The sequence below is a fragment of the Rhodopseudomonas boonkerdii genome, from assembly GCF_021184025.1.
Taxonomy (GTDB): Bacteria; Pseudomonadota; Alphaproteobacteria; order Rhizobiales; family Xanthobacteraceae; genus Tardiphaga; species Tardiphaga boonkerdii.
Genome location: NZ_CP036537.1, coordinates 3828497 through 3853484, shown reverse-complemented (window position 1 = coordinate 3853484; position 24988 = coordinate 3828497). Strand labels below are relative to the sequence as shown.

The following is a 24988-nucleotide window of genomic DNA, read 5'->3' as shown; positions in this document are numbered from 1 at the left end:
GAATTGTGATCCGTTTGGACTCATCAACGCCGGCCTGAGCGATCAGGCCGGCGTTTTTTGTTTTCAGCGCACACCCACCGTCCCTCATGGTGAGGAGGCGCGGAGCGCCGTCTCGAACCATGAGCTGCAGGCCCCGAGCGTGCCGCCATCCTTCGAGACGCGCGCTTTGCGCGCTCCTCAGGATGAGGGACGGAGTGTGATGAGGAGCAGAGTGCACCGCCGCTTTGTCCATATCAGCCCCACACACCGTCCCTCATGGTGAGGAGGCGCGGAGCGCCGTCTCGAACCATGAGCTGCAGGCCCTCCGAGCGTGCCGCCATCCTTCGAGACGCGCGCTTTGCGCGCTCCTCAGGATGAGGGACGGAGTGTGATGAGGAGCAGGGTGCGCCGCTGCTTTGTCCATATCAGCCCCGCACGCTCCCCTCATGGTGAGGAGCGCGCAACGCGCGCGTCTCGAACCATGAGCTGCAGGCCCTCCGAGCGTGCCGCCATCCTTCGAGACGCGCGCTTTGCGCGCTCCTCAGGATGAGGGACGGAGTGTGATGAGGAGCAGAGTGCGCCGCCGCTTTGTCCATATCAGCCCCACACACCACCCTCATGATGAGGAGGCGCGGAGCGCCCGTCTCGAACCATGTGCAGCAAAACTCCGCCGTCAGTCACTCCGTCGGCTTGTTCCGTCCCTTCCGCGACGCCAGCACCCGCAGCGCGGCAAAATCGCCGCGGATCAGAGCTTCCTTCTTGGCGCGGCTCCAGCGTTTGATTTGGCGCTCGCTTTCAATGGCATCGGTGATCTGCTCGAACCATTCGACGAAGACCATTTCAACGGGACGGCGGGTAAGCGTATAGCCGGGAAAGCTCCCGGCATTGTGCTGTGCCAGTCGCAGTTCGGGATCGCGGCGGGTGACGCCGACATAGTAACTGCGGTCCGCGCATCGCAGGATGTAGACATAAGCCCCGTCCAGCATGCGCGTCTCGCCCCGCTGTCAGCCGATGCGAGGATCGCGCTTGCCGTTATAGAGTCAAGCGCCTCGCCACCGTGCCCTCATGGTGAGGAGGCGCGGCGCGCCGTCTCGAACCATGAGCTGGCTTGGCTCGGAGCGTGCGGCCATCCTTCGAGACGCGGCCTGCGGCCGCTCCTCAGGATGAGGGGCTGAGTGAATGCGCGCCCGCTTTGTCCATGTCAGTCTCACTCGCTGCCCTTATGGTGAGGAGGCGCAGCGCGCCGTCTCGAACCATGAGCTGGCTTGGCTCGAACGTACGGCCATCCTTCGAGACGCGCGCAGGAACGCGCTCCTCAGGATGAGGACGGAGTGAACGGGAAGCTGCTCTCAAACTTCTTTCGCGGTTCACACTCCGCATTTCGTCGCAGGCCGCATCGCATCTCTGCACGACATCGAAATCGCGATTGACGCGCAACGAGCTTGATGCAAGTCTTTGAAGTCTAAATGATAAAGACAGTTTGCGAAGCGCTCAAAAATAGATCGCGTTGCATAAGCAATCATCGGCCTGTGATCAGAATCCAGTCAGGAGAGATCGAATGTCTATCATGTCACGTTGGCGGCACTCTGCAGCCTTTACGAAAACGACGCTGCCGGGCATCGCGCTTGCGATGGCACTTGCACTTCCGATAGTTGCGCTGCCGATGATGTCCTCGCCCGCCGAGGCGGCCGGCAAGACCATCACCGCAGTGATGCATTCCGATCTGCGCGTGCTCGATCCCGGCATCACCACCGCCTATATCGTGCGCGATCACGGCTACATGGTTTACGACACGCTGCTGGCGATCAATTCGAAATTCGAGATCAAGCCGCAGATGGCGGAGTTCAAGGTGTCGGACGACAAGCTCGTCTACACTTTCACGTTGCGCGATGGCCTGAAGTGGCATGACGGCAAGCCGGTGACGGCGGAAGACTGCGTCGCATCGCTGCAGCGCTGGGGCCGCAATGACGGCATGGGCCAGAAGCTCATGGACTTCACCAAGAGCATCGAGGCGCCCGACGCCAAGACCATCGTGCTGACGCTGAAGGAGCCCTACGGCCTCGTGCTCGACTCCATCGCCAAGCCGTCGTCGCTGGTGCCGTTCATGATGCCGAAGCGACTCGCTGAAACGCCGGCGGGCAAGGCGATCCCCGAGCAGATCGGTTCGGGTCCGTTCAAGTTCGTGCAGGCTGAATTCCAGCCGGGCGTGAAGGCCGTCTACGAGAAGAACAAGGACTACGTGCCGCGTTCGGAGCCGCCGGATTGGGCCTCGGGCGGCAAGGTGGTGAAGGTCGATCGCGTTGAATGGATCACCATGCCCGATGCGCAGACTGCGGTGAACGCGCTGCAGTCCGGCGACATCGATTTCATGGAGAACGGTCCCTACGATCTGCTGCCGATTCTTGCCAAGGACAAGGAGCTCAAGATCGAGATCCTGAACAAGCTCGGCTACCAGACGCTCGGCCGCATGAACTTCCTGTTGCCGCCGTTCGATAACGTCAAGGTTCGCCGCGCGGCTTTCCTGGCGATGAACCAGAAGCCGGTGCTCGACGCACTGGTCGGCGATGCGAAGTACATGAAGATCTGCGGCGCCATGTTCGGCTGCGATACGCCGAATGCCGCCGATGTCGGCTCCGAGACCCTGGTCAAGGGCAGCGGCATGGCGGAAGCCAAGAAGGCACTCGCGGAATCCGGTTATGACGGCACGCCCGTGGTGATCATGGCGCCGACCGATGTGTCGTCGCTGAAGGCGCAGCCGATCGTGGCGGCGCAGCTGCTGCGCGATGCCGGCTTCAAGGTCGAAGTGCAGGCCACCGACTGGCAGACCGTCGTGACCCGTCGCGCCAGCCAGAAGCCGGTGAAGGAAGGCGGCTGGAACATGTTCTTCACCAACTGGGTCGGTGCGGACATCCTCAACCCGGTCTCCAACGTCTCGGTCTCGGGCCGCGGCACGAAGGGCGGCTGGTTCGGCTGGTTCGAGGACGCGAAGATCGAAGAGCTGCGTGACAAATATGCGCGTGCCTCGTCGCCGGATGAGCAGAAGAAGATCGCTGCGGAAGTCCAGGCGCGTGCGCTCGAGCAGGTCGCCTATCTGCCGCTCGGCGAATACCAGATTCCGAGCGTGTGGCGCACCTCCCTGACCGGCGTGCTGCCGGGCGCCGCGACCCCGGTGTTCTGGAACATCGACAAGAAGGACTGATCGGCGCCGGGGCATTTGCTGCCTCGCTGCTGACACACCAAAAGACCGAAGCGCCGGCCTGGACCCCTCAGGCCGGCGCTTTTTCTTGCGGCAAACCGGCGGCGGCTGCGGCAAAGCAGGGGCAGGGCTGCGGCTTCCTTGCAGCAAACGGTCTCTTTATACCGCTATTTGAGGCCCTTTCGACGCGGCGTCCCGCCGTCTTGCGGCATCCTTGCGGCAATGCCCCCGGAACACTGCCGGATTAAGACGCTTTTAAGAGATGCGCGAATTGCGCAAATCGGGGTTGTCATTTGCGCGTCACGCGCATAAACCGCCGCCCGCGCTGAGGCCATACGGGCGAATTGCGCGGAATGAATAATGGATTGATGCGCAAAACGCGCAGACCGGGAGTTCAACATGCAGATTCCAATCAAGCGGGCGATTGAAAAGGTCCCCGGCGGTATGATGGTGGTCCCGCTTCTGGCCGGCGCCCTGATCGCGACCTTTTTTCCCGGCACCCCGAAATATTTCGGCTCGTTCACCGGCGCGCTGTTTTCCGGTGCTTTGACCATTTTGGCCGTTTTCTACGTTTGCATGGGCGCCAGCATCGACTTCAAGGCGACCCCCTATATCGTCAAGAAGGGCGGCACGCTGCTGCTGGTGAAGGTCGGCACCGCCATGGTGCTCGGCCTGATCTTCGGCCGCGTCCTCGGCTTCGCTGAAGCTCCGGTTTCCGCCGGCATGTTCGCCGGTCTCTCGACCCTCGCCATCGTCGCGTCCATGAATGACACCAATGGCGGTCTCTACATGGCGCTGATGGGCCAGTACGGCCGTCCGCGCGACGTTGGCGCTTACACAATCATGTCGCTGGAAAGCGGTCCGTTTCTCACCATGATCACGCTCGGCGTGGCCGGCCTCTCGGCTTTCCCGGTGCAGACGCTGGTCGGCGCCATCCTGCCGCTGGCCGTTGGCATGCTGATCGGCAATCTCGATCGCGACATGCGCGCTTTTCTCAGCGCGGCGATTCCGGTGATGATCCCGTTCTTTGCCTTCGCGCTCGGTGCTGGCCTCGATCTCAGCAAGGTCTGGCAAGCCGGTCTGCTCGGTCTCGGCATGGGTGTCGCCGTCGTCGTGTTCACGGGCATTCCACTGTTCTTCGCTGATCGTCTGATCGGCGGTAACGGCGTCGCCGGTGTTGCCGCGGCTTCGACGGCCGGTAACGCCGCCGCCGTGCCTGCCATCGTCGCTGCCGCCAATCCGGCCTATGCAGAAGCCGCTGCGCCTGCGACCATCCTCGTTGCGGCCTGTGTCGTCGTCACCGCCATCCTGGTGCCGATCGCCACCGCATGGACTGCAAAGATCGTCGGCCGCGACGTGGAGCCGGTGGAAGAAGAAACGACCACGCCCGCGCAGGCGCCGGCATCCTCGGCTCCGGCAACCGGACACTGACATGACGGATCGCTGGCTGATCCTCGCGGACGATCTCACCGGTGCTGCGGACTGCGCCATCGCCTTCGGGCGGCGGGGAAGCATTGCCGCGGTGACATGGGGCGAAGTATCCGATGCGTCGGATCACCAGCTTCCGGTGCTGGCCTATGATGCAGCGAGCCGCGGCATGAGTGCCGTGGACGCTGCGCAGCGGCATGCGGATATCCTCACACGCCTGTGCGAACCCGGCCGCAAGCTGTTCAAGAAAATCGATTCGACGTTGCGGGGACAGCCCGCCGCCGAGACCAAGGCCGCGCTCGACTTTCTCAAGGCCAATCTTGGGGCTGGCTTCGGCGTGTTTGCGCCGGCCTTTCCGGCCACCGGCCGCACCACCGTCGACGGACGCATTCTTGTCAAGGGAAGCCCGCTCGAGGAGGCCGAAGTCTGGCAGCGCGACCATACCTATCCGAATGCCGATCTTGTCGATGTGCTGGCCACTGCCGGCATCCGCGGCGCGAAAGTGACGCTCGCCACCATTCGCGGCGGCAATCTGAAAGCTGTTCTCACGAAGCTCGCGGCTGAAGGCGATGTCGTCGCGTGCTGCGATGCTGAGACCGATAACGATCTGCATTTGATCGCTGAAGCAAGCCCCCATGCCTCGAAGGCGACGTTCTTCATCGGCAGCGCAGGCCTTGCGCATGCGCTTGCCGGTCTCGGCGCCGGCACGGCGGTCGCACCGCTGCGCATTCCTGTCAGCGAGAAGGGCACGTTGATCGTCGTCGGCTCACTCGCCGGCGCATCGCGCTCGGCTGCGAAAAAACTTGATGAAACCGGTACCGTCAAACATTTTCCGGTGGCGCCCGAAACCCTGCTCGATGCTTCCGCGCCCGAGCGCGCAAGGCTTGCCGCTGATGTGTCCAAGCATCTGACGTCCGGCGGCGATGCGCTGGTCGAGATCATGATGGACGATCGTCCGAACATGGCGCTCGGTCCCAAGCTCGCCGATGGCCTTGCCGTGACACTGGAAAGCATCGCGCCTGCCATCGGCGCCTTCGCTGCCACAGGCGGCGAGACCGCCGCCGCGCTGCTGTCGCGCTTTGGCGTCAATGGCATACGCCTTGCCGATGAGATCGAGCCGGGCGTTTCGCTCGGTCAAACCCTCGGGCAACTCTCTGTGCCGATCGCCACCAAGGCCGGTGCCTTTGGTGACGAGATGAGTCTTATCCGTATTAGCGAACGCCTTCGCGCCGTCCGAACCAAAGGAAGCTTCTCATGACCCGTCCGACCATTGCGATCACCATGGGCGATCCGGCCGGCATCGGCCCCGAAGTGATCATGAAGGCGTTGGCGCAGCCGGAAGCGCAGGCGCTGTGCAACATGCTGGTGATCGGCGATGCCGGCCGCCTGCGTCAGGCTGGCAAGATCGTCGGCACGTCGCTCGACGTCGATTCTCTGGTCGACGCGAAGGATGCGAATTTCACGTCGAAGAACGTGCAGTGCGTCGATCTGAAGATCGTGCCCGAAGACCTGCCGTTCGGTCAGATGTCGCCGGTGGCTGGTGAAGCCGCCTATCGCTACATCGAAAGGGCCGTGCAGGTGGTGCAGGCCGGGCTTGCCCAGGGCATCTGCACCGCGCCGCTGTCGAAGGAAGCGCTGCATGCGGCCGGCCACAAATATCCCGGTCACACCGAGCTGCTCGCGCACCTCACCGGCACGCCGGAAGTGTCCATGATGCTGGTCTCGCCGAAATTGCGCGTCATTCACGTGACCACGCATATCGGGCTGATCGACGCCATCCGGAAGATCGAGCCGGGGCTGGTCGAGCGCGTGATCACGCGCGGCCACGATGTACTGGTGAAGGCAGGGATCAAGACCCCGAAGATCGGCGTCTGCGCCATCAATCCGCATGCCGGTGAGAACGGCCTGTTCGGCTATGGTGAGGAGGCGGAGAAGATCACGCCCGCCGTGGAGGCCTGCCAGAAAAAGGGGTGGGACGTGCGCGGCCCGCTGCCAGCCGATACGCTGTTCTTCCTCGCCGGCCGCGGCGACTACGACATGGTGGTCGCCATGTATCACGATCAGGGTCACGGGCCGATCAAGGTGCTCGGCCTCGAATCCGGCGTGAACATCACGGTTGGTTTGCCGGTGATCCGCACCTCGGTGGATCACGGCACTGCTTTCGATATCGCCGGCAAGGGCATTGCCGACGAGCGCAGCCTGATCGAGGCGCTGCGTCAGGCGGTGGATCTGGCGCCGGGCGCCAAGCCGGCTTGACGCGATCCGTGCAATGACCCATCCGTGTCCCGGGCGCGATGCGGCGTGCAACGCTGCCTAGCAGAACCGGGACCGCACAAGGCGCCGGTATTCGTGACGGCCCCGGCTCTGCGAAGCGATACTGCGTATCGCATTGCGTCCGGGGCACAGGGAGTGGGGCGGCTAGGCATGTCGATGCGGAGCAAAGAACGGCGAGCGCGCCTGCTCGATGCGTTGAATGCGGGCGAGATCGACGTCGATGATCTCGCCCGTCGCTTCGACGTCTCTGCCTCTACCGTTCGCCGCGACCTGCAGTTTCTTTCCAGGAACAATCATGTGCGTCGCACCTATGGCGGCGCCATCTTGGCCGGGCATGTCGCCGAGGCGACGCTCGATCAGCGGATTGCCGTGCAGGGCAAGGCCAAGCAGGCGATCGCTCAGGCAGCAGCCGATCTCGTCAAGGACGGAGAGACGCTGATCCTCGATGCCGGCTCCACGGTGGCCGCCTTCGGCCGGCTGCTGCTGCAGCGCAAGCTGCGTATCATCACCAACAATCTCGCGCTGCTGCCTTTCCTCGCCAAAGCGCCGGGCATCGAACTGATCGTGCTCGGCGGCGCGATCCGTGCCACCAGCATGAGCACCATGGGGCCGCTTGCGGCCGAAGCGCTGCGCCGCATGACGGCGGATCGCGCCATCATGAGCGCCGACGGTGTCGTCAACGGACGCGGCCTGTGCGAGGCCGATCTCGAACAGGTCGCGCTGAAATCACTGATGATGCAGCAGGCGAAGGATGTGATCGTGCTGGCCGATGCCGGTAAGCTCGGCCGCGCCGAGCAGGACGCCTGGGCACCGCTGCCGCCGCACTGGACGCTGGTGACCGATGGCGACGCGCCGAACAATCAACGGGCGATGTTCGCTGCCAGTGGCGCAAGAGTCGTGGTGGCAGGATAAAGCTCGGCGTCAGCGCGGCGGCGATGTGGCCGACACGATGAGCAGCACATCGGCCTTCGTCTTGCCGATGCTGCGGATCCAGTGTGGTGTTTCGCCTGCGAAATACAGGCAGTCGCCTTTGGCCAGAATGATCTCTTCGTCTTCGAATCTGATTGCCATCTTGCCTGAGATGACGAACAGGAATTCCTCGCCGGCGTGAGAGGCGCGGGGCGCCAATTTGAGTGGCGGACGGATGAGAAAGGGCTCCATCATCTTCCGTGTTCGACTGGCGGCGAGCGCGACCAGATCGAAACCGTCGTCCTGAACCGGCGAGTGCTGTTCGCTCTGGCGGAATAACGTGTAGCGCGGCGCCGGTGTGGGATTGGGATCGAACAGATAGGTGACGTTGACCTCGAGCGCGGCGGCAAGGCGGAGCAGGGCGTTCACCGACGGCGTTTTCAGTCCGCGTTCGACCAGCGAAATATAACCGCGCGTCAACTCGCTCTGGCTCGCGAGCTGATCGAGGGTCAGGCCCTTGGCCGTGCGCAACTGCTTCAGATTGAAACCGACCGCATTCTTACTGACGTCAAGCAACCTCGATCTCCCTTTGAGCGACCATTCAGGATCTGCCAACAGGCGCCGCCGCGCATGCCCGTGACGACACGGCCGTCGCAGTGTCGAGGTGTTTCCAATGGAAAACATAGCTGCAGATATTTCCGGCAAGGGCAAGGATAATTTAGGCAGAGCGGACCGGAATCCGTCGAATCTTGCGTCTAGCAAAGGCAAAACACACGCTCTGCTGCATTCGGTGGCATCTGCCGATTTTAGTGCCGTTGATTTCTCACAGTAAACATGCTCGCTTTGTGACAGGGGATCGAAGAGCATGAGGGAATGACGGGACATTGCCATCCGTCAAGCGGGACGTTTCCCCACCATTGCTGAGAGGCTGAAGAGCGGTCGTCGCACCAATCTGCACGACCACCAACACGAGAGTTTACGAGACGACCGGACTGCACCGCGAGATGTCGCGATGCGGAACGAAAGAGTGCGCGCCTGAAACTGAACATGTCTTTTGAAGGAGTGAACATGACCGTCGCTGAAGATTTTCACGCAGCCACAACAATTAAGGGGCCCGACGATGCCGCGGCCATGCGCAAGATCGTCTGGTCGAGCGTCATCGGCACCGCCGTCGAGTGGTATGACTTCCTGATCTATGGCGCGGCAACCGCGCTGGTCTTCAACAAAATCTTCTTCGCGACGGGCGATGCAGCGTCGGCTGTCATCGCAGCCTTCGGCACCTATGCGGTCGGCTTTCTCGCGCGTCCGCTTGGTGCGGCGATTTTCGGTCACTACGGCGACCGTGTCGGCCGCAAGGCGATGCTTGCTATCACGATCATGGTGATGGGTATCGGCACATTCGCCATCGGCCTGCTGCCGACCTATGCGCAGATCGGCATCGCGGCGCCGATCCTTTTGATCGTTTTGCGTTTCATGCAGGGCATCGGTCTTGGCGGCGAATGGGGCGGTGCGGTGCTGATGGTGGTGGAGAATTGCCCGACCCATAAACGCGGTTTTCTCGGCAGCATGGTTCAGGTGGGCAATCCCGTCGGCAATCTCGCGGCCATCGGCATGTTCGCGCTGGTCTCGCAGCTGCCGGAGGAACAGTTCATGAGCTATGGCTGGCGCATTCCGTTCCTGCTCTCGATCCTGCTGGTCGGTGTCGGCCTGTGGATCCGCATGAGCATGGAGGAGACCCCGGCCTTCCGCGCGCTCAAGGCCAAGAATGAAGTCGCGAAGATGCCGATCGTCGACATCTTCAAATATCACCGCAAGCCGTTTTTCACCGCGGTCGGCCTGAAGATCTCGGAAATCGCCTATGCCTCCATCGCCGGCGTGTTCATCATGTCCTATGCGACCACCAAACTCGGCTTGTCGCGTACGCTGGTCCTGAATGGCGTCTTCATTGCTTCCTTCGTTGCGCTGTTTTCGATTCCGTTCTTCGGCTGGCTGTCGGACAAGGTCGGCCGCAAGACAATGTTCTATGCGAGCTGCCTGTTCTCGGCCGCTTTCGCGTTCCCGATGTTCTGGTTGCTCGACACCCGCGATCCCGCGATCGTGATCCTCACCATCGTGGTGGCGATCTCGTTCGGCCAGATGGTGATGTTCGGCATCGGTGCGCCCTGGTATTCGGAACTGTTCACCGCAAAGCTGCGCTATAGTGGGGCCTCGCTCGGCTTCCAGGTGGGAGCAGCCATCAGCGGTGGCTTCAGCCCGTTGATCGCGGCATCGCTGATGGCCTGGGCTGGTGCCACCTGGCCGGTGTCACTGTTCCTGATCTTCTGTGCGTGCGTCACCGCAACGGCCACCTGGTTCGCGCCGGAGATGGCGAACAAGGAGCTGACCTGATCATCCCATGCGGAGCGACACGTAATGCCGCTCCGCATCCTTGCCACTTGCCGCGCTGTATGAGCGCGAAAGGAACATAAGCATGCTTGATATCGTGAGCCCAAAAACTGACGCTGCAGCTTTCTCGTGGACCGGCGTCGTGCGTCATCTCCACATCACGCCACGGGCCTTCCTGCCGATGCGTGAAATGCCCGAACTGACCTTGATCGCCGGCAAGGGCATCGAAGGCGATCGTTATATGATCGGCCGGGAAGAGGGGTTTTACTCGCAGAAGCCGGAGGAGGGACGGCAGGTCACGCTGTTCGAGTATGAAACGCTGATCGCGCTGAAGCGCGATCATAATATCGAGCTCGGTGTGGAGGAGCATCGCCGCAATGTGACGACCGTCGGCGTGCCGCTCACGCATCTAGTCGGAAAGCAGTTCTGGCTCGGCGAAACGCTGCTCGAGGCGACGCGGCTGTCGATTCCGTGCCGGCATATCGAGGAAATCACCGGCAAGGCGATCTTCGATCCGTTGATCAACCGCTCGGGTCTGAACTGCAAGATCCTGCAGGGCGGCACGGTGCGTGTCGGCGATCTCGTGCGGAGCCTGCAATGACGGCAGTGCCGGTCATCACGGTCAAGACGGTGGTGGACCGCATCGCGGATGGCGGTGCGGGCATCAAGCTGTTCACGCTGGTGGATCCGGATCGCTGGGAGCTGCCGCCGTTCAAGCCCGGTGCGCATATCGATCTGCATCTGGCAAACGGGATGATCCGTACTTATTCGCTGTGCAATGATCCTGCCGACAACGCGCGCTATATCTTTGCCGTGAAGCGCGAGGCGAATGGACGCGGAGGCTCGGTCCATTTGCATGATGAGGTGAGGGAGGGCGACGCCATCGGCGTGTCCCTGCCGCGTGGTGGATTGCAACTCGCGCCGCATCTGTCGCGCTTCGTCTTCGTGGCCGGAGGCATCGGCGTCACGCCGTTTCTATCGGCCGCGGCGCAACTCCGCCGAACCGGGCGCGATGCCTTTACGCTGCATATGATCACCCGTGGTCCGCCGCCGCTGGCCGATCTGCTCGCGTTGATGATCGACAGCGGCCATGCAGTTGTCCACGATACGGCGGTCACCGGGCGGCCCGACATCGCCGCATTGGTCGGCCTTGCGGCAACGGATACAGGCATCGGTTGCTGTGGCCCGGAAACCATGATCAGCGATTTCGAACAGGCGGCATGCGGCTGGTCTGCGGAGCATGTTCATGTCGAGCGCTTCGTCGCCCCGCCGCTGCCGGTCGATCCGCAGGCGCGTCCCTACACGCTGGTGCTTGCGCGTTCGGGGCGTGACATTGCCGTCGGTGCCGGCGAGAGCATGTTGCAGGCGCTGACGACGCTCGGTGTTGACGTGCCGACCTCCTGCTGTGGCGGCATCTGCGGCGCTTGCAGGGTCGGTTGGCTCGAAGGCGAGCCGGTTCATCGCGATCGGGCGTTATCTCCAGCAGAACGCACGCGCAGTTTGCTGGTTTGTGTCGCAGGCTCAGCCAGCGAGCGATTGGTGCTCGATCTCTAAAGTGTGCGGATGAGTCGCGCGCCTCATCTATCCATCCATTCATATATGTGAATTCGCGACTCTTTGATCTAAAACATACGACGATGGCTTGCGTCACCGCGCGTCACCACGCAATCTCCCGCCAATAAAAATCAAAACAGGGAGAAAACAAACATGAAGCGTCGTACGTTCTTGGCTGGTCTCGGGGCTACCAGCCTCGCGGGCATCGCATCGCCGGCCATGGTCCGCGCAGCGAGCGATACCCCGCTGAAATTCGGCGTGCTCACCGACATGACGGGTCTGTTCGCCGACAATGGCGGCGCAGGCTCCGTTGCTGCAGCTCAGCTTGCCATCGACGAATGCGGCGGCAAGGCGCTCGGCAAGCCGATCCAGCTGATCTCCGCGGATCATCTCAACAAACCCGATGTCGGCGGCAATATCGCGCGCCAGTGGTACGATCAGGAGGGCGTCGACGTCATTCTCGATGTGCCGGTGTCGTCGGTCTGTATTGCGGTGCAGACTTTCGCCAAGGAACGCAACAAGATGTTTATCACATCTGCCGGCGGCTCCGCGGATCTGAGCGGAAAATTCTGTTCGCCGAATTTCATCCAGTGGACCTACACGACCTATGCGCTCGCCAATGTCGCGGGGAAGGCGATGCTTCAGCGCGGCGGCGACAGCTGGTTCTTTATCGTCGCCGACTATGCGTTCGGCCAGGCGCTGGAACGCGACGTCACCGAAGTCGCCGTGAGGGGTGGCGGCAAGTCGCTCGGCCGCGCGCCGCATCCGATCAATACGGCGGATTTCTCCTCGCAGATTCTGACGGCGAAATCATCGGGCGCCAAGGTAATCGCCGTTGCCAATGCCGGCAGCGATACCCAGAACGTCATCAAACAGGCCGAGGAGTTCGGCCTGATGGGCGGCGATCAGAAGATGATCGCGCTGCTGCTTGATGTGAACGACATCCGCAGCGTCGGCCTGAAGAGCGCGCAGGGACTGCTGGTGACGTCGGGCTTCTACTGGAACATGGACGATCGGACGCGCGAATTCTCCAAGCGCTATGCGGCCAAGATGGGCAAGCCGCCGAGCATGATGCAGGCCGGCGTCTATTCATCGACGCTGAACTACATCAAGTCGGTGGAAGCGGCCAACACCAAGGATCCCGCGGCGGTGGTGAAGGACCTGCAGGGCCGCACCTTTGACGATGCATTCCTGCGCAACGGCAAGCTGCGTCCGGACAATCTGATGGTCCATGACATGTATCTGGCCGAGGTGAGGAAGCAGAACGAGGTCAGCGATCCCTATGACGTGCTGAAGATCCTCGCGACCGTGAAGAGCGAGGAAGCCTTCCCGCCGTTGTCGGCAAGCGTATGCCCGATGGTGACGGCGAAGAAGTAGGAAAGCGTCAACGGAAGCGGTTGGGCTCGCCCGAGCCCGACCGTCCTAGGCGGTCTGCGGTTTGCGGCCCCGCCTGCGCAGTTTTGCGACAAGGGCAGCACGCCGCGCGCTGTCGGCGCGCTGCGCTTCGGCAAAGCCGAGGCGGTCTTCGTCGATGATCTTGTCGAGCGGCGATGGCCCAGGCGTGAGCAGTGGCTCCGGTGGCTTCACCAGCGGATGCAGTTGTGAGCCATATTCGGCGACGAAACCGACGCGCGGCTCGTCGAAAACCTTTTGGGCCCAGGGTGCCTGGTTCTTCATAAGCATGATTTAGGCAATGAGAGGCGTTTCGTCCATGGCGGATTACGGCGCTGGCGAGATGGTGCCCCCTGCCGGACTCGAACCGGCACGCCCAGAGGACTCAAGATTTTAAGTCTTGTATGTCTACCAATTCCATCAAGGGGGCAGGCCGCGTCTCCATAGCCGCAAATGGCCGCCGCGCCAAATCGGATATTTGCCAAAGCGCTTCGGCCTCAATCCGGCCACCCGGCGCTGCTTTACGCAACCTCAACATTGCCCGCCCGGGGGCCGATTTATCCTCGGCGAAGCAGACCTCTCGTTTTCCTGGTGTTAGAGCATGATCTTGTCCGAAAACCAGTATCCACTTTTCGGGATCATGCTTTAGAAAGTTCCGATGCTGACTCGCCCCTCTTGCTCTCTTGTGCCATCCCGCATCGTTGCAGTGGCTTCGCTGTTGCTCGCCGTCCAGCTTGGCGGCTGCGCTAGCATGGGGGACGGCGCGTTGTCCGGGGCGTTCGTCGATCCGTCGATCTACGATCTGACAGACTGCCCGCAGCTGGAAGCCGAACGCAAGCGGCTGCAGACGCGGACCGCCGAGTTGCAAGGACTGATCGACAAGGCGCAGACTGGCGCTGCCGGGAGCGTGGTCGGCGAACTCGCCTATCGCAACGATTACATCTCGACCCGCGCCCAGGCCAAGCTCGCCGATGAGCAATGGCAGAAGAACAAATGCGTAGCCTCCCCGGCGCCGCCAGCACCAGCGCCCGCGGCACCTGCCAAGCGGTCTCGCGGGCATTGATCGCGTTCTACAGCCGCCAGTGATAGATCCAGTCCTGCCGTGCCTGCAGCCGCCGCGGGCCGAGCAGGCGCATGACCGTATCTCGGGCGAAGGCCATCGGCCCCTGCAGATGATAGATTTGCCCTTGCTGCCTGGCCGTGCGCTGGACGCGGGTGACGCGCGGTCGTCTGAGCGCGGTATAGCGCGCCAGCGCCGCCGGAAGTTCGTCGTTGCTCTCTGTCTCGCCGAGACACTGCGCCAGTGTGGTGGCATCTTCGATCGCCATGCCGGCGCCTTGCGCGGCAAAGGGCAGCATAGCATGGGCGGCGTCGCCGATTAGCGCGATGCGGCCGCTGTGCCAGGCGCCGCCATCGGGCATCGTATACAGCGGCCAACGGCCCCAATTGTCGATGGCGGCGATCATGGCGCGCGCATTGGCGGGCCAGCGCGCCCTGCTGAAATGCAGATCGATGTCATCGCGCGCGCCGGGCGCATTCCAGCCGGGGGCGAGCGGCTCGCCGGGGATGATGGCGACCATATTGATGCGTGTGCCCGCCGACATTGGATAGACGACGAGATGAGCGCGTGGGCCCATCCATAGTTGAATGCCGGTCGGGCGCAGGTCGGCGGGCAGGTTGGCGGCATCACAGGTGCCACGCCATGCCATCAGACCGGAAAATTGCGGCTGGATGGATGGGAAGGTTTTTGCACGTACCGCGGACCAGGCGCCGTCTGCGCCGACCAGGGCGGAGGCTTCGAGATCGCCCACACGGACAATGTCGGTTGCCACGATGTCCTGCACGGGCGCGGCGAGGCGGAGATCGATGTCCGGATGGCTTTGTACGGCTGCCAAAAGGGCACCCTGCAGGTCGGCGCGGTGTACCAGCCAGTAAGGGGCGTCGGGATGGGCGCGCGACGCCAGCGGCAGGCGCATCACCTCGCCGCCGCTGCGGGCGGTCATGATGCTCACTGTTTCAGGCGTGACCGCCTTGGTCGCGAGCATCGGCGCGAGACCGAGATCGATCAGGACGCGGCTGGCGTTGGGCGATAGCTGCAGGCCGGCGCCGACTTCTTCAAGCAGCTCCGCCTTTTCGAGAAGAGTAACATGAAAGCCTCTGGCGGCCAGCGCCAGAGCACATGTCAGCCCGCCGATACCCGCACCAGCAATGACGATGGTGCGCGACGACCTCATGTCAGTCGATCATGCGGCCTTGTCCTTCACCACGCATTCAGGCGGCCGGGCCTGACCTGCGCCGAGATCGGCGGCATAGCGATACAGGGTCGAGCAATAGGGGCAAATGATTTCGTTGTCGTCGCCGAGATCGAGGAAGACATGCGGATGGTCGAACGGCGGGTTCGCGCCCACGCACATGAACTCCTTCGAGCCGATCTCGATGATCGGAACGCCGGCGTCATTGTGAAAGTGCGGAACCACGTGGTCGGACATCGTATCTACCTTTGCTTGCAACAGTCGCGCGCTTTGCGTATCGCGGCCGTTCAGTGCGCTGCACCATACTGACCCCGGACGCTGATTCCTAGACTGCGGAACTGGCATTCAGTCCTGCAAATTCGACACAGTTTGGGCGTTTCGGGATAGCCCTTCTTTCGTCGGGGCGGTTGTGTCCGAAACGTGACGTACCACTTTGGTAAGAGGTGCAAGGATAAGGATTGGCATGCGGTTTCGGCTCGATACGGCCCTGACGGGAATGGCGGTTTGCGCAACCGTCGGTTTGCTGCTGTGGCCGCAGGCGCGTGACGCGGGCGCGATGTTGCTGGCGCAGGACGATCCGGTGGCGCTGGCGGACGCGCGGGTGAGCGCCGCGCTGCGTCATGATCCGGATATGCTGGCGAAACAGACCGAGGCGGCGTTGACGGATCAGGATGCCGATCTCGCAAGGAGCTTTGTCGACCTCGCGGAGGCGAGGGGCGTGAAACTGCCAGACGATCTCGCACAGCGTGTGAACGATGCCGTTGCTGCCGACGCCTCGGCGTCCAATGTTGCCAAACGTTTCGCGACCGGTTTTGTTACCGGCAATGCCGACGATCTCGCCACGCTGTCGGGCACGGTGGCTGGCGATCTGTTCGTGTTCGGGGATATCCGGGATGCCGTGCGCGAAGGCAAGCATCTCGTATCCGGCGAAGAAACCGATCATCTGATTCTAGGCCTTGCGGCAGCAGGCCTAGCGGTGACGGCAGCCACCTATGTCAGCGCAGGCGGCGCGGCTCCCGTGCGCGCCGGGCTGACGCTTGTGAAGGATGCGCGCAAGGCCGGGCGGATCGGCGAGGGACTGACCGCTTGGACAGCGCGTTCGGCGCGCGGCATGGTGGATGGGCCGGTGCTGAAGGAGGCGATGGCGAACGCCTCGGTGTTCCGGCCGGGCCAGACCGTGGCGGCCATCAAGACCGCATTCCGTACCGAGAAAGCCGGCGATATTGTTCGCCTTGCGAAAGATGTCGGTCGCGTCGGCGAGAAGGCCGGCACCCGCGGCGCGCTCGATACGCTGCGCATCGCGCAGGGGCCGAAGGATGTGGCGCGTGTGTCGAAACTGGCCGCTGCGAAAGGCGGGCAGACACGGGCAATCATCAAATTGTTCGGCCGCGGCGCGGTGGTTCTCGCTACCGGAGCCTTCCAGCTCGGCATGTGGCTGTTCTGGGGGCTGTGGATGCTGATCGGCCTCGTCATCTCCATCAAGGCGACCACTGAGCGCCTCACCTGGTCTCTCTTGCAGCGATCGAAGGCGCGCCGGATCACGCGCGAACTCGCGGAGCGCCAGGACATATTACTTCAGAACATGGCCGCACGCTCAAGCGGGTCACCTCCCGCACTGGCGCCGGCCTTCGCACAGGGCTAAATTGGCCTTTCCCCACCCACATCGCATCTCACAATCAGACGGAATCCTGGATGCCGAGCTTTCACAACGGCGCAGTCGAAATCTCTTATCTCGATGAAGGCGAGGGCGAGCCCATCGTGCTCGTGCATGGCTTCGCATCGAGCAAGAACGTCAACTGGGTGTATCCGACCTGGGTGTCCGAGCTGAAGAAGCATGGCCGTCGCGTCATCGCTCTCGACAATCGCGGTCATGGCGATTCCACCAAGCTCTACGATTCCGAACAATACGGCATCGGCACGATGGCTGCGGATGTACGCGCGCTGCTGAAGCACTTGAACATCGAGCGTACCGACATGATGGGTTATTCCATGGGCGGGCGCATCACTGCCTATATCGCCTACAGCCATCCGGAAGTGCTGCGCTGCGCGATCCTCGGCGGCATCGGCATCGGCCTTATCAAGGGCGGCGGTCCCGGCGAGAATGTCGCCACGGCCCTCGAAGCTGCATCGATAGACGACGTGACCGATCCCATGGGCAAGACCTTCCGTGCCTTCGCCGACCAGACGCGCTCGGATCGTCGTGCGCTTGCGGCGTGCCTGCGCGGCTCGCGCCGGTTGATGACCTATGAAGAAGCTGGCGCCATCAAGATACCGGTGCTGATCGCCGTCGGCACCACCGACGATGTCGCTGGCTCCGCGCATGATCTCGAAAAGGTGATTCCGGGCTCGGAAGTGCTCGATATCCCCAATCGCGACCATATGCGCGCGGTCGGCGATCGCGTCTACAAGGAAGGCGTGCTCGATTTCCTGTCGCGGCAGAGCTGATCACGTCATCGCGGGTAGTTATGGAAGGGGCCTTGTTTTCACCGCAGGATCGCCCACTTCTTCCGCACGCCCGGTTATTGGGCGGACCGGCTTCGTTGGCAGAATGTGCATTGATTCAAGAAGTTAACGCGCAGATGCTAAGGGAGTCGGGATTCACGATGGCATGAAGCTCTCCGCCGCAGCGGCGGGGGCTGTGCTATAATCGTCGCCCAGTTGATGAATTTGCGAGTCCGCCATGGCCGTGCAGAGCACCAATCCTACCACCGCGAAACTCGCAACCCTGGATCCAATCTGGGACCGCATTCGCAACGAGGCCGAGGACATCGTCCATCGCGAGCCCGAGCTTGCGTCTTTCATATATTCGACGGTGCTGCATCACAACCGTCTCGAAGATTCGGTGGTGCATCGTGTCGCCGAGCGTCTCGATCACGCGGCGCTGTCCGGCGATCTGATCCGTCAGACCTATAACGAAGCGCTGCGCGACGATCCCGATATCGGCAACGCTTTCCGCGCGGATCTGGTCGCCGTGTTCGACCGCGATCCCGCAACGTCGCGCTTCATCGACCCGTTGCTCTATTTCAAGGGCTTTCACGCGATCCAGGCGCATCGCCTCGCGCATTGGCTCTACAACAAGGGCCGAAAAGATTTTGCGTGGTATCTGCAGAGTCGCGCTTCCGGCGCTTTCCAGACCGATATTAATCCGGCCGCGAAAATCGGCCGCGGTATTTTCCTCGATCACGCCACCGGCTTTGTCGTGGGTGAAACCGCTGTCATCGAGGACGATGTCTCGATCCTGCATGGGGTGACGCTCGGCGGCACCGGGAAGGAAAATGAGGATCGTCATCCGAAGATTCGCCGCGGCGTTCTCATCGGCGCCGGCGCCAAGATTCTGGGCAATATCGAGGTTGGCCATTGCGCGCGTATCGCCGCGGGCTCGGTCGTCGTGAAGCCAGTGCCGCATAACGTCACCGTGGCAGGTGTGCCGGCGAAAATCGTCGGGGAGGCCGGCTGTTCGGAGCCCTCGCGTACGATGAACCAGATGCTGAACGCGCTTGGTTTGTAAGCAGCGTGCCATCGGAGCACCCGCTTTCGCGGGTTATGATATTTTAGCTTGTTGCGCCTGAATTGATTGTGCGCAGTGGATGACGTGAATTTTCGTACGATGGCCTAGCCGCGCGCGTCATCTGGGATTAAACGTTCTCCATCAGCTCATCCCACATCACCTGCATTGGAGACGCCTGTGGACGTTCAGGAAGTCAGAAAGCTCGACGCCTATCTCAAGCGCGTATTCGGCAATCCGAAGATTCGCGTCGTGCCGCGCCCGAAGAAGGACGACTCTGCGGAAGTCTATATCGGCGAGGAATTCGTCGGTGTGCTGTTCGTCGACGACGAGGATGACGATCGCTCCTTCCAGTTTCAAATGGCGATTCTGGAAGAAGATCTCGCTGACAGCGAGTAAGTCGGATTACGTTCCGCCAAGCTGGGCCGACAGGCGGTCCATTGCGTCAGCGACCGTGCGCCAGTCGTCGAGCCAAGCGCGCGGAAAGCGAAAAATGAGATCGGCGCCGCCGATGCGGCGTTCGCTCATGCACATGCCGGGCGTCGCGGCATCCCGCGTGCAGCGCGCGACCAATGCGGGCGCGCTGCCGAGAAAAAGGTCCTCGCTCGCATAGGGCGTATAGTCGTGGAAGGGCTGAATGGTCAGCCCGTCTGCATTGCGCGATGCCTGAGCCGCATAGAGCGGATAGATCGTGCGCAGGCGTGCATCCGGTGATGTCGCATTGTGATGCGCCGAGATCGACAGGAAGATGCGATCGACCGGTTGCACGTGCTCGTCGAAATTTTCCCTCGTGACATGACGGGGCGTCTCGCTGGCCTCCAGCGACGGATAGACATAGCTGAGATCGACGCGCTCCTGTGGGCCGGAATGCTTTTGTACTTTGCGACGGAAGGCATGGGTCGGAACGTTGAACAACGTGGAGCCGACACTCACCGGGATGCGGTCGGGATCGTCAGGTTTTTCGCTTTGCCATGTCGGCCACAGGAGATAGGCAACCACCGCGACAGCAGGGGCAGCGAGGCCAAGACCAAACAGAAACGGCATAAGATGATTGTGACGGCGCTGGCGGCGGCGTGGCCGCGTCGTCGGGTGGGTCGGGAACAGCAGGGACATGCGCGCGTAAGCAACTACCACTCAACAAGCCCACGGTTCTCCGCAGGCGAATCAACTGGTCGACCATGCCCTTGAATGGTTAACGGCTCGCTGCCCCTGGATGAAGCCTCCACCTGCCGTGTACGCGCGCGAGGACAGGCCTCGTGTTAACGATGTCTTAAGGTTACTGGGACGTTAGGGCGCAATACGGGTACAGTAGAGGCAACTAGATCCAGTTGCCCCAAAAAGACCCGCTTATGTCTCCGATCGCCCTGAACTGTTTCATTCAGATCGCCATTGGCTTTGCCATCGCCGGCGCGGTCGCCAGCGCCTATCAGACATTGGCCAGCAGGCCGCCGAGCTTTGCCCTGCTGCAACAGGGGCCGACGCCGGAAAGCTTTGCCGCCGTCCCGTTGCTGGTCTTCACGGCGCCCTTCATCATCATGCGGAACACGTTGCGTTCCGGCGTCCCGGAGCCGCATCGCTTCCAGTTCGTGATGATCGCCACCGTCATTGCCGGTTTCTGGAGCTTGATGTCCGGCACCTTTATCGTGCTGACGCTGCAGGCACTCGGTATTATCGCCGGCGCATGAGGCTCGCTTGCGCGCGCACTGGTCTCCGTCTACCGCTTCGTGCAGTGTGATCCGCACAGGGAGACAACGCACTCATGGCAATCTACGAACTTGACGGACAGGGCCCGGATCTTCCGGCGGACGGAAATTACTTCATCGCCGATACCGCCGACGTGATCGGCAAGATTCGTCTCAAATCGCAAGCCAGCGTCTGGTTCGGCGCCGTGCTGCGCGGCGATAATGAATGGATTGAGATCGGCGAGGGCTCGAACGTTCAGGACAACTGCACGTGCCACACCGACAAGGGCTTTCCGCTTACCATCGGCAAGAACTGCACCATCGGTCATAATGTGATCCTGCACGGCTGCATCATCGAGGATGGCGCACTGATCGGCATGGGCTCGATCGTGATGAACGGCGCGCGCATCGGCAAAAACAGCATTGTCGGCGCCGGCTCCGTGATCACCGAGGGTAAGGAATATCCGGAGAATTCGCTGATCATCGGTTCGCCTGCGCGCGTCATTCGCACTCTGTCGCCCGAGCAGGTGACGGCCATGGGCAGTGCAGCGCGCTTCTATGCGGCAAACGGTCCGCGCTTCAAGCAGGGCATGAAGAAGATCGGCTGAGGCAGACGGAGCCGGCAGGTCAGGTGCCTTCCGACTCCCGAGCTTCCATCGCACTCGCCACGCGCTCGTGGCCTGCGCTCCAGAGTGCGAAATCCTCCGTTCCGTCCTGATACGGATTGCCTTCGGCGGGGATGTTCTTCCGCGCGGCACGTTCGCCCTCGACGAACGGATCTCTGTGGGACTCGTTTGGCATCAGGGCGCCTCCTTGTTGCCGATGCAGGCTTATTCGCTGGATCGGCACGTGCGTGGAATTTCGTCCAGCGATCTGCCAAGCTGCATCCAGCTGACGCCGGGACAAGCGGTCCGACAGGCTTTCGTTCCGGATCCAGGAACCGGTGCGGCCAACTGTCGTTGCCTTTCGGAAAGGGAAACGCTCATGGCTCACATCTCGAAATCCCTGGTGAGGACATTCATCGCAAGTGCCGCAGCCGTTTGGCTGCTGTCACCGTCCGCAACATTGGCGCAGACCAGCGGCGCGGGTGGTGGTGCGACAGGCGGCACTGCCGGCACGAACAGCGCAGGCACTGCCAATGCGACCGGGGGCCGTCCGCCGGCCGCTATCACGACCGGTGCCAGCACGGGCCAGCAGTCCTATGAGGGCAAGCCGACCACCGGGAACGATCAGGTCGACAAGCAGGATCGCGAAGTCGATCGCAGGGTGAAGAATATCTGCAAGGGCTGCTGATTTCGGGGAAACGGTCGCGAACAATTGAGGCTTGGCGAATTCCGCAATCCGCGCGCGATAGCTACATAGGTCTCCGTGACGGTGCATGGCCGTCGGACGGAGAACGGCAATGTTACGCAAGACGATGTTCGGGATCATGGCGATCGCGCTTCTCGCGCTTGCAGCCCCAACCGCAGCCCCAGCCCATGGCAGTGGCTTTCATGGCGGATTTTACGGCGGTGGCTTCCGACACGGCGGCTTTTATCGCGGCGTCGGTTTCGGTTTTGGTTTGGGGTATCCCGGCTACTACGGCCCCTATTATGGATACGGGTATGGCTACCCCTCGATCTACCGGTATGAAGATCTGGGTGGCTGCCGCTTGGCCAATCAGCGCGTGCGTACCGCGAAAGGTTGGCGCGTTCGTCGGGTTGAAGTCTGCGAATAATTCTCCGGCACCGCACATGCGCGGCGGTATCCATGTGTTCTAGGTAGAGGAGCGCTTCGCGCAAGGGCTTACGTATCGGGAAACAATATGCTACTAAAGTCGTAATCGGGCAGTGTGGCGGCAATCCAAGCTGTGCATCGTTCGGGGCCAGCGCAGCCGACAAGCGCGAGGGGGACGTCAGGGCGGCTGGTTTGTCAGTTGCGAGTTTCGATTTGCAAGCCCGAGCATGTGTTCATGACCCTCGACATCTCCCATCTTACGCTCTTCTTCATGGCCACCGTCTGCGCTTTGGCCGTGGCTTTCGTCTGGATGTTCTGCGAGCTGGAGCGACGCTTCGGGAAGCGCGTTGTTGCGATGGCGCATACCCTCGTCGGCATGCAGCATCAGGACAGCGCCAGCCAGAGCCGACATCATTTCAAAGACTAGCGCATAGGGCTTTGACCCTCGGGCAACGCGAAGCCCGCCGTTGAGACAGGCTCCGCACGCCACCGCTTAGACGTGGATATCGCTGCGCAATCGTTTTATTTCGTAGGTTGTTTGACCGATAGCGCGCGTGCGCATCGTACTTGCTGGGCGCGGCATTCGCCGAGACTTTGTCGGCGGTTCGTCGTCCCCATCTAGCGCTCGGAGTGCGGTCAGGATGTCACCGATGCTGATTTCGCGACTCGATCCGGGAATCCGCCGCAGCCAAGGCTTGCCCTCGACAGCGAATGCATCGGATGCCCAAGTGGCCAAAACGCAGCGCTTTTGGACGACGTCCAGGAAGGGGCTCGCGAGGACCTCCCGCGGATGGTTAAAGGTGCTGGCGAGGAGGGAATTTGCGTGGATCTGATCAATCGACATGGCAGGATTTGTCATGTTGGGCCTCCTAACTCCTTTCGTTTAAAGGCGGATATCGATTTAGATCGAGCGCGGTTTTCGTCAAGGCGTCTTCGACATTTTTTTGGAAGGGTCACGGTGGCGGGATCGGCCGCTGTCCGGCCAATGATTGCCGCGCGATAGCGACCCACAAAACCGGCATCTACTGGCCGCATAAAAGTTGCGGCCGAACCTTGGGGGAGGTTCGGCCGCGCGCGATCCGGTCTGGGACGGGGAGGGGTGGGGATGTGACCGGGTCGCGTATCTCCAAGTTCTCTTGTGATCAGCGAGCGCTGGCGGTCGCAACGGCCGGGCGATTGTCGCCGAGCGAGACCCACACATTCGGATCGCTTTGCGACTGACGCTTGACGAAACGGTAGCCGGTCTCGGTCCAGGCCAGTACGTTCTCGTTCTGATTATCGAGAATGTATTCACCCTTGTCGGTCTTCACGGTGAGCACGGCGTGGCCGTCGCCCTTCTTGTCGCGCACCACGGTGATCAGCAGCGCTTCACGTGGCCAGCCGGCCTCGATCAGCATCTTGCGCTTCAGCAGCACGTAGTCTTCGCAATCGCCGTAGCCGTCATCGGGCAGCGACCACTTCTCGATCACGCCCCAATGATCCATGTCGGTCATCGGCTTGATCGTCTCGTTGACCCAACGATTGACGCGCACAAGATCCTTCCACGCTGTCTGCGTGATGACGATGTCGCGGGGCTGCGTGGCGCCGCCGCGGCACTCGCCCGGATTCTCCGAGCAGAATTCAACCCAACCAATCGGCGCACGCGTGGTGTCGCCGATGCTTGCATAGAGTCTTTCGCCGGCGGCATACGCCGATGCAGTCAGTCCGCACAGGATTGTCGCAACGACAAAGCCCGTGATACGCCCCTTGTTACCAGCCATTATGGCCCCCGTTTTTGTTGGGACCACCTTGGCAGGAAGGATTTTCGTCGCCGCTAAGTCGGCGAAGTGCAATTGAGACGACTAAAATTCAAATGCGCGGCGAGATTGATTCAAATTCGATGCAATCCGGTTTGAATCGAATTTTGTGCGTTAATCGTCGAAGTCCTGAAAGATCAGGAGCTGCTTGCGTACAGCATCTTGCGCGTTAACCGCACGGATTAACCTGTCGCAGCTCACGTGGTATCTGTTGCTGCAAATAGCGCACTCGCAACGCTTCAAAATCGCGACTTGCACACGGTCGCGTTTACCGTGCGTTGACGCTGTCTTCCAACGTCTCCGGCGACTGCTCATGCGCGAATTCCAGCGCAAAGCCGTCGTCAAGGTGACGAACCACGCGCGAGGGGATGCGACCGAGCATCACCTGCGCATTGACCGGCGGACGCTTCTCCGCCGCGATGGCCGCGCCTGACAGCGACAGGTCGATGATGCGGCCATTCATCTGGATGCCATCCTCGAGAGTGAGAACTGCAATCGGATTGCGCGGTACGATACGATCGTGGCGACGGTCTTCTGGTAGATTGAGGATGTCGCGGTTGGCGAGCCAGGTGAGCTGCGCGGCCAGCTTGTCGCGCTTGCGCGGCGTAGCACCCACGGTCATCGCAAAACCATTGTCGATAATGCGTGTGATTTTACCTTCGACGCGACCGATATGGTCGAGATAGGCAATGACACGGTCGCCGACCTGACCGATGCCTGGGCCGAGCAGGGCCAGGCCGCCGGGGGACATATTGATAACCTGGCATGGGAATTCGCGGCGATCCGGCAGCATGTAGCGGCCGAGCAAATGGACCTTTACGCGCTGGAAACGTCGCCGTTCTTCTGCGGAAGGAAGAATCGATTTGGTCTGGGCGAGCGCCATCAGTGTCAGGCCGGTCCTGCGGAGAAGTTCGTACCGA

29 protein-coding genes and 1 tRNA gene are annotated in these 24988 nt (G+C 61.8%); 19 read left to right on the top strand and 11 right to left on the bottom strand.

The window, feature by feature from the left end; genetic code table 11:
* Positions 1-656: 656 nt before the first annotated feature.
* On the bottom strand, positions 657-965 hold the full coding sequence (locus E0H22_RS17710) for a GIY-YIG nuclease family protein (RefSeq protein WP_233022305.1): 309 nt from the start codon (positions 963-965) through the stop codon (positions 657-659).
* 581 nt (positions 966-1546) lie between these two features.
* Between E0H22_RS17710 and E0H22_RS17705 the strand changes: the two genes are divergently transcribed.
* The 5 genes from E0H22_RS17705 (at position 1547) to E0H22_RS17685 (ending at position 7789) form a co-directional block, all read left to right on the top strand.
* Entirely contained in the window at positions 1547-3178 is a 1632-nt protein-coding gene (locus E0H22_RS17705; protein ID WP_430715284.1) for an ABC transporter substrate-binding protein, read from the top strand.
* 396 nt (positions 3179-3574) lie between these two features.
* Positions 3575-4606, top strand: a complete 1032-nt coding sequence (locus E0H22_RS17700; RefSeq protein ID WP_283818737.1) for a 2-keto-3-deoxygluconate permease — start codon at positions 3575-3577, stop codon at positions 4604-4606.
* A 1-nt stretch (position 4607) separates the two neighbouring features.
* Positions 4608-5861 (top strand): four-carbon acid sugar kinase family protein, encoded by a 1254-nt coding sequence (locus E0H22_RS17695; protein ID WP_233022304.1) that lies wholly within the window; start codon positions 4608-4610, stop codon positions 5859-5861.
* The gene (gene pdxA, locus E0H22_RS17690; protein WP_233022303.1) at positions 5858-6859 is read left to right on the top strand and encodes a 4-hydroxythreonine-4-phosphate dehydrogenase PdxA; all 1002 of its coding nucleotides are present in this window, start codon (positions 5858-5860) and stop codon (positions 6857-6859) included. The genes E0H22_RS17695 and pdxA overlap by 4 nt, the downstream gene beginning before the upstream one ends.
* A gap of 168 nt (positions 6860-7027) precedes the next feature.
* Complete coding sequence (locus tag E0H22_RS17685) at positions 7028-7789, top strand: DeoR/GlpR family DNA-binding transcription regulator (protein WP_233022302.1); 762 nt, start codon at positions 7028-7030, stop codon at positions 7787-7789.
* A gap of 9 nt (positions 7790-7798) precedes the next feature.
* On the opposite strand, the gene E0H22_RS17680 is transcribed toward E0H22_RS17685, so the two are convergent.
* A complete protein-coding gene (locus E0H22_RS17680; protein WP_233022301.1) occupies positions 7799-8362 on the bottom strand; it encodes a helix-turn-helix domain-containing protein in 564 nt (187 codons plus the stop codon).
* Positions 8363-8854: 492 nt separating this feature from the next.
* Between E0H22_RS17680 and E0H22_RS17675 the strand changes: the two genes are divergently transcribed.
* From E0H22_RS17675 to E0H22_RS17660, 4 genes are all read left to right on the top strand, one after another.
* Positions 8855-10174, top strand: coding sequence for an MFS transporter (locus tag E0H22_RS17675; RefSeq protein WP_233022300.1), 1320 nt, complete (start codon positions 8855-8857; stop codon positions 10172-10174).
* An 82-nt stretch (positions 10175-10256) separates the two neighbouring features.
* Positions 10257-10772 (top strand): MOSC domain-containing protein, encoded by a 516-nt coding sequence (locus E0H22_RS17670; protein ID WP_233022299.1) that lies wholly within the window; start codon positions 10257-10259, stop codon positions 10770-10772.
* Positions 10769-11725 carry a PDR/VanB family oxidoreductase gene (locus E0H22_RS17665; protein WP_233022298.1) on the top strand — a complete coding sequence of 319 codons (957 nt, stop codon included), beginning with the start codon at positions 10769-10771 and terminating at the stop codon, positions 11723-11725. The genes E0H22_RS17670 and E0H22_RS17665 overlap by 4 nt, the downstream gene beginning before the upstream one ends.
* 153 nt (positions 11726-11878) lie before the next feature.
* A complete protein-coding gene (locus E0H22_RS17660) occupies positions 11879-13102 on the top strand; it encodes an ABC transporter substrate-binding protein (protein ID WP_233022297.1) in 1224 nt (407 codons plus the stop codon).
* Between the two features lie 45 nt (positions 13103-13147).
* On the opposite strand, the gene E0H22_RS17655 is transcribed toward E0H22_RS17660, so the two are convergent.
* Both E0H22_RS17655 and E0H22_RS17650 read right to left on the bottom strand, forming a co-directional pair.
* Positions 13148-13402, bottom strand: a complete 255-nt coding sequence (locus E0H22_RS17655) for a hypothetical protein (RefSeq protein WP_233022296.1) — start codon at positions 13400-13402, stop codon at positions 13148-13150.
* Positions 13403-13461: 59 nt separating this feature from the next.
* Positions 13462-13547 (bottom strand) — tRNA-Leu (locus tag E0H22_RS17650).
* A gap of 276 nt (positions 13548-13823) precedes the next feature.
* Between E0H22_RS17650 and E0H22_RS17645 the strand changes: the two genes are divergently transcribed.
* Positions 13824-14180: a twin-arginine translocation pathway signal gene (locus E0H22_RS17645; RefSeq protein WP_347340800.1), complete on the top strand. Its 357-nt coding sequence runs from the start codon at positions 13824-13826 to the stop codon at positions 14178-14180.
* Positions 14181-14187: 7 nt separating this feature from the next.
* Here the strand turns inward: E0H22_RS17645 and E0H22_RS17640 are convergent, their stop codons facing one another.
* Together E0H22_RS17640 and E0H22_RS17635 are read right to left on the bottom strand one after the other, a co-directional pair.
* Positions 14188-15351, bottom strand: coding sequence for an FAD-dependent monooxygenase (locus E0H22_RS17640; protein ID WP_233022294.1), 1164 nt, complete (start codon positions 15349-15351; stop codon positions 14188-14190).
* A gap of 9 nt (positions 15352-15360) precedes the next feature.
* On the bottom strand, positions 15361-15606 hold the full coding sequence (locus E0H22_RS17635) for a zinc-finger domain-containing protein (RefSeq protein WP_233022293.1): 246 nt from the start codon (positions 15604-15606) through the stop codon (positions 15361-15363).
* 226 nt (positions 15607-15832) lie between these two features.
* On the opposite strand from E0H22_RS17635, the gene E0H22_RS17630 reads away from it, so the two are divergent.
* The 4 genes from E0H22_RS17630 to E0H22_RS17615 all read left to right on the top strand — a co-directional run bounded on the left by E0H22_RS17630 (position 15833) and on the right by E0H22_RS17615 (position 19273).
* Positions 15833-17011 carry a hypothetical protein gene (locus E0H22_RS17630; RefSeq protein ID WP_233022292.1) on the top strand — a complete coding sequence of 393 codons (1179 nt, stop codon included), beginning with the start codon at positions 15833-15835 and terminating at the stop codon, positions 17009-17011.
* Positions 17012-17061: 50 nt separating this feature from the next.
* On the top strand, positions 17062-17814 hold the full coding sequence (locus E0H22_RS17625) for an alpha/beta fold hydrolase (RefSeq protein WP_233022291.1): 753 nt from the start codon (positions 17062-17064) through the stop codon (positions 17812-17814).
* A 235-nt stretch (positions 17815-18049) separates the two neighbouring features.
* Positions 18050-18877, top strand: coding sequence for a serine O-acetyltransferase (gene cysE, locus E0H22_RS17620; RefSeq protein WP_233022290.1), 828 nt, complete (start codon positions 18050-18052; stop codon positions 18875-18877).
* A gap of 177 nt (positions 18878-19054) precedes the next feature.
* Positions 19055-19273 carry a DUF3126 family protein gene (locus E0H22_RS17615; protein ID WP_233022289.1) on the top strand — a complete coding sequence of 73 codons (219 nt, stop codon included), beginning with the start codon at positions 19055-19057 and terminating at the stop codon, positions 19271-19273.
* Positions 19274-19279: 6 nt separating this feature from the next.
* Here E0H22_RS17615 and E0H22_RS17610 read toward each other — a convergent pair whose 3' ends face one another.
* Positions 19280-19987, bottom strand: coding sequence for a hypothetical protein (locus E0H22_RS17610; protein WP_233022288.1), 708 nt, complete (start codon positions 19985-19987; stop codon positions 19280-19282).
* Positions 19988-20223: 236 nt separating this feature from the next.
* Here E0H22_RS17610 and E0H22_RS17605 point away from each other — a divergent pair, with 236 nt between their 5' ends.
* Both E0H22_RS17605 and E0H22_RS17600 read left to right on the top strand, forming a co-directional pair.
* Positions 20224-20559, top strand: coding sequence for a DUF6949 family protein (locus tag E0H22_RS17605; protein WP_233022287.1), 336 nt, complete (start codon positions 20224-20226; stop codon positions 20557-20559).
* A 74-nt stretch (positions 20560-20633) separates the two neighbouring features.
* Positions 20634-21164 carry a gamma carbonic anhydrase family protein gene (locus E0H22_RS17600; protein WP_233022286.1) on the top strand — a complete coding sequence of 177 codons (531 nt, stop codon included), beginning with the start codon at positions 20634-20636 and terminating at the stop codon, positions 21162-21164.
* A gap of 19 nt (positions 21165-21183) precedes the next feature.
* Here E0H22_RS17600 and E0H22_RS17595 read toward each other — a convergent pair whose 3' ends face one another.
* Positions 21184-21357 (bottom strand): hypothetical protein, encoded by a 174-nt coding sequence (locus E0H22_RS17595; RefSeq protein ID WP_233022285.1) that lies wholly within the window; start codon positions 21355-21357, stop codon positions 21184-21186.
* 183 nt (positions 21358-21540) lie between these two features.
* Between E0H22_RS17595 and E0H22_RS17590 the strand changes: the two genes are divergently transcribed.
* The 3 genes from E0H22_RS17590 to E0H22_RS17580 all read left to right on the top strand — a co-directional run bounded on the left by E0H22_RS17590 (position 21541) and on the right by E0H22_RS17580 (position 22699).
* Entirely contained in the window at positions 21541-21849 is a 309-nt protein-coding gene (locus E0H22_RS17590) for a hypothetical protein (protein ID WP_233022284.1), read from the top strand.
* Between the two features lie 109 nt (positions 21850-21958).
* Positions 21959-22273 carry a hypothetical protein gene (locus E0H22_RS17585; RefSeq protein ID WP_233022283.1) on the top strand — a complete coding sequence of 105 codons (315 nt, stop codon included), beginning with the start codon at positions 21959-21961 and terminating at the stop codon, positions 22271-22273.
* Positions 22274-22507: 234 nt separating this feature from the next.
* On the top strand, positions 22508-22699 hold the full coding sequence (locus E0H22_RS17580) for a hypothetical protein (RefSeq protein ID WP_233022282.1): 192 nt from the start codon (positions 22508-22510) through the stop codon (positions 22697-22699).
* A 66-nt stretch (positions 22700-22765) separates the two neighbouring features.
* On the opposite strand, the gene E0H22_RS17575 is transcribed toward E0H22_RS17580, so the two are convergent.
* The 3 genes from E0H22_RS17575 to E0H22_RS17565 form a co-directional block, all read right to left on the bottom strand.
* The gene (locus tag E0H22_RS17575; RefSeq protein WP_233022281.1) at positions 22766-23131 is read right to left on the bottom strand and encodes a hypothetical protein; all 366 of its coding nucleotides are present in this window, start codon (positions 23129-23131) and stop codon (positions 22766-22768) included.
* A 283-nt stretch (positions 23132-23414) separates the two neighbouring features.
* Positions 23415-24032 (bottom strand): transglutaminase-like cysteine peptidase, encoded by a 618-nt coding sequence (locus tag E0H22_RS17570; RefSeq protein WP_233022280.1) that lies wholly within the window; start codon positions 24030-24032, stop codon positions 23415-23417.
* A 304-nt stretch (positions 24033-24336) separates the two neighbouring features.
* Complete coding sequence (locus E0H22_RS17565; protein WP_233022279.1) at positions 24337-24951, bottom strand: PilZ domain-containing protein; 615 nt, start codon at positions 24949-24951, stop codon at positions 24337-24339.
* Positions 24952-24988: the final 37 nt, after the last annotated feature.

Excerpts from the sequence above, each read along its gene's own strand:
- E0H22_RS17710 (WP_233022305.1), bottom strand. The coding sequence starts at position 965 with ATGCTGGACGGGGCTTATGTCTACATCCTGCGATGCGCGGACCGCAGT.
- E0H22_RS17705 (WP_430715284.1), top strand. The coding sequence starts at position 1,547 with ATGTCACGTTGGCGGCACTCTGCAGCCTTTACGAAAACGACGCTGCCG.
- E0H22_RS17700 (WP_283818737.1), top strand. The coding sequence starts at position 3,575 with ATGCAGATTCCAATCAAGCGGGCGATTGAAAAGGTCCCCGGCGGTATG.
- E0H22_RS17695 (WP_233022304.1), top strand. The coding sequence starts at position 4,608 with ATGACGGATCGCTGGCTGATCCTCGCGGACGATCTCACCGGTGCTGCG.
- pdxA (WP_233022303.1), top strand. The coding sequence starts at position 5,858 with ATGACCCGTCCGACCATTGCGATCACCATGGGCGATCCGGCCGGCATC.
- E0H22_RS17685 (WP_233022302.1), top strand. The coding sequence starts at position 7,028 with ATGTCGATGCGGAGCAAAGAACGGCGAGCGCGCCTGCTCGATGCGTTG.
- E0H22_RS17675 (WP_233022300.1), top strand. The coding sequence starts at position 8,855 with ATGACCGTCGCTGAAGATTTTCACGCAGCCACAACAATTAAGGGGCCC.
- E0H22_RS17670 (WP_233022299.1), top strand. The coding sequence starts at position 10,257 with ATGCTTGATATCGTGAGCCCAAAAACTGACGCTGCAGCTTTCTCGTGG.
- E0H22_RS17665 (WP_233022298.1), top strand. The coding sequence starts at position 10,769 with ATGACGGCAGTGCCGGTCATCACGGTCAAGACGGTGGTGGACCGCATC.
- E0H22_RS17660 (WP_233022297.1), top strand. The coding sequence starts at position 11,879 with ATGAAGCGTCGTACGTTCTTGGCTGGTCTCGGGGCTACCAGCCTCGCG.
- E0H22_RS17655 (WP_233022296.1), bottom strand. The coding sequence starts at position 13,402 with ATGAAGAACCAGGCACCCTGGGCCCAAAAGGTTTTCGACGAGCCGCGC.
- E0H22_RS17640 (WP_233022294.1), bottom strand. The coding sequence starts at position 15,351 with ATGAGGTCGTCGCGCACCATCGTCATTGCTGGTGCGGGTATCGGCGGG.
- E0H22_RS17635 (WP_233022293.1), bottom strand. The coding sequence starts at position 15,606 with ATGTCCGACCACGTGGTTCCGCACTTTCACAATGACGCCGGCGTTCCG.
- E0H22_RS17630 (WP_233022292.1), top strand. The coding sequence starts at position 15,833 with ATGCGGTTTCGGCTCGATACGGCCCTGACGGGAATGGCGGTTTGCGCA.
- E0H22_RS17625 (WP_233022291.1), top strand. The coding sequence starts at position 17,062 with ATGCCGAGCTTTCACAACGGCGCAGTCGAAATCTCTTATCTCGATGAA.
- cysE (WP_233022290.1), top strand. The coding sequence starts at position 18,050 with ATGGCCGTGCAGAGCACCAATCCTACCACCGCGAAACTCGCAACCCTG.
- E0H22_RS17610 (WP_233022288.1), bottom strand. The coding sequence starts at position 19,987 with ATGTCCCTGCTGTTCCCGACCCACCCGACGACGCGGCCACGCCGCCGC.
- E0H22_RS17605 (WP_233022287.1), top strand. The coding sequence starts at position 20,224 with ATGTCTCCGATCGCCCTGAACTGTTTCATTCAGATCGCCATTGGCTTT.
- E0H22_RS17600 (WP_233022286.1), top strand. The coding sequence starts at position 20,634 with ATGGCAATCTACGAACTTGACGGACAGGGCCCGGATCTTCCGGCGGAC.
- E0H22_RS17595 (WP_233022285.1), bottom strand. The coding sequence starts at position 21,357 with ATGCCAAACGAGTCCCACAGAGATCCGTTCGTCGAGGGCGAACGTGCC.
- E0H22_RS17590 (WP_233022284.1), top strand. The coding sequence starts at position 21,541 with ATGGCTCACATCTCGAAATCCCTGGTGAGGACATTCATCGCAAGTGCC.
- E0H22_RS17585 (WP_233022283.1), top strand. The coding sequence starts at position 21,959 with ATGTTACGCAAGACGATGTTCGGGATCATGGCGATCGCGCTTCTCGCG.
- E0H22_RS17580 (WP_233022282.1), top strand. The coding sequence starts at position 22,508 with ATGACCCTCGACATCTCCCATCTTACGCTCTTCTTCATGGCCACCGTC.
- E0H22_RS17575 (WP_233022281.1), bottom strand. The coding sequence starts at position 23,131 with ATGACAAATCCTGCCATGTCGATTGATCAGATCCACGCAAATTCCCTC.
- E0H22_RS17570 (WP_233022280.1), bottom strand. The coding sequence starts at position 24,032 with ATGGCTGGTAACAAGGGGCGTATCACGGGCTTTGTCGTTGCGACAATC.
- E0H22_RS17565 (WP_233022279.1), bottom strand. The coding sequence starts at position 24,951 with ATGGCGCTCGCCCAGACCAAATCGATTCTTCCTTCCGCAGAAGAACGG.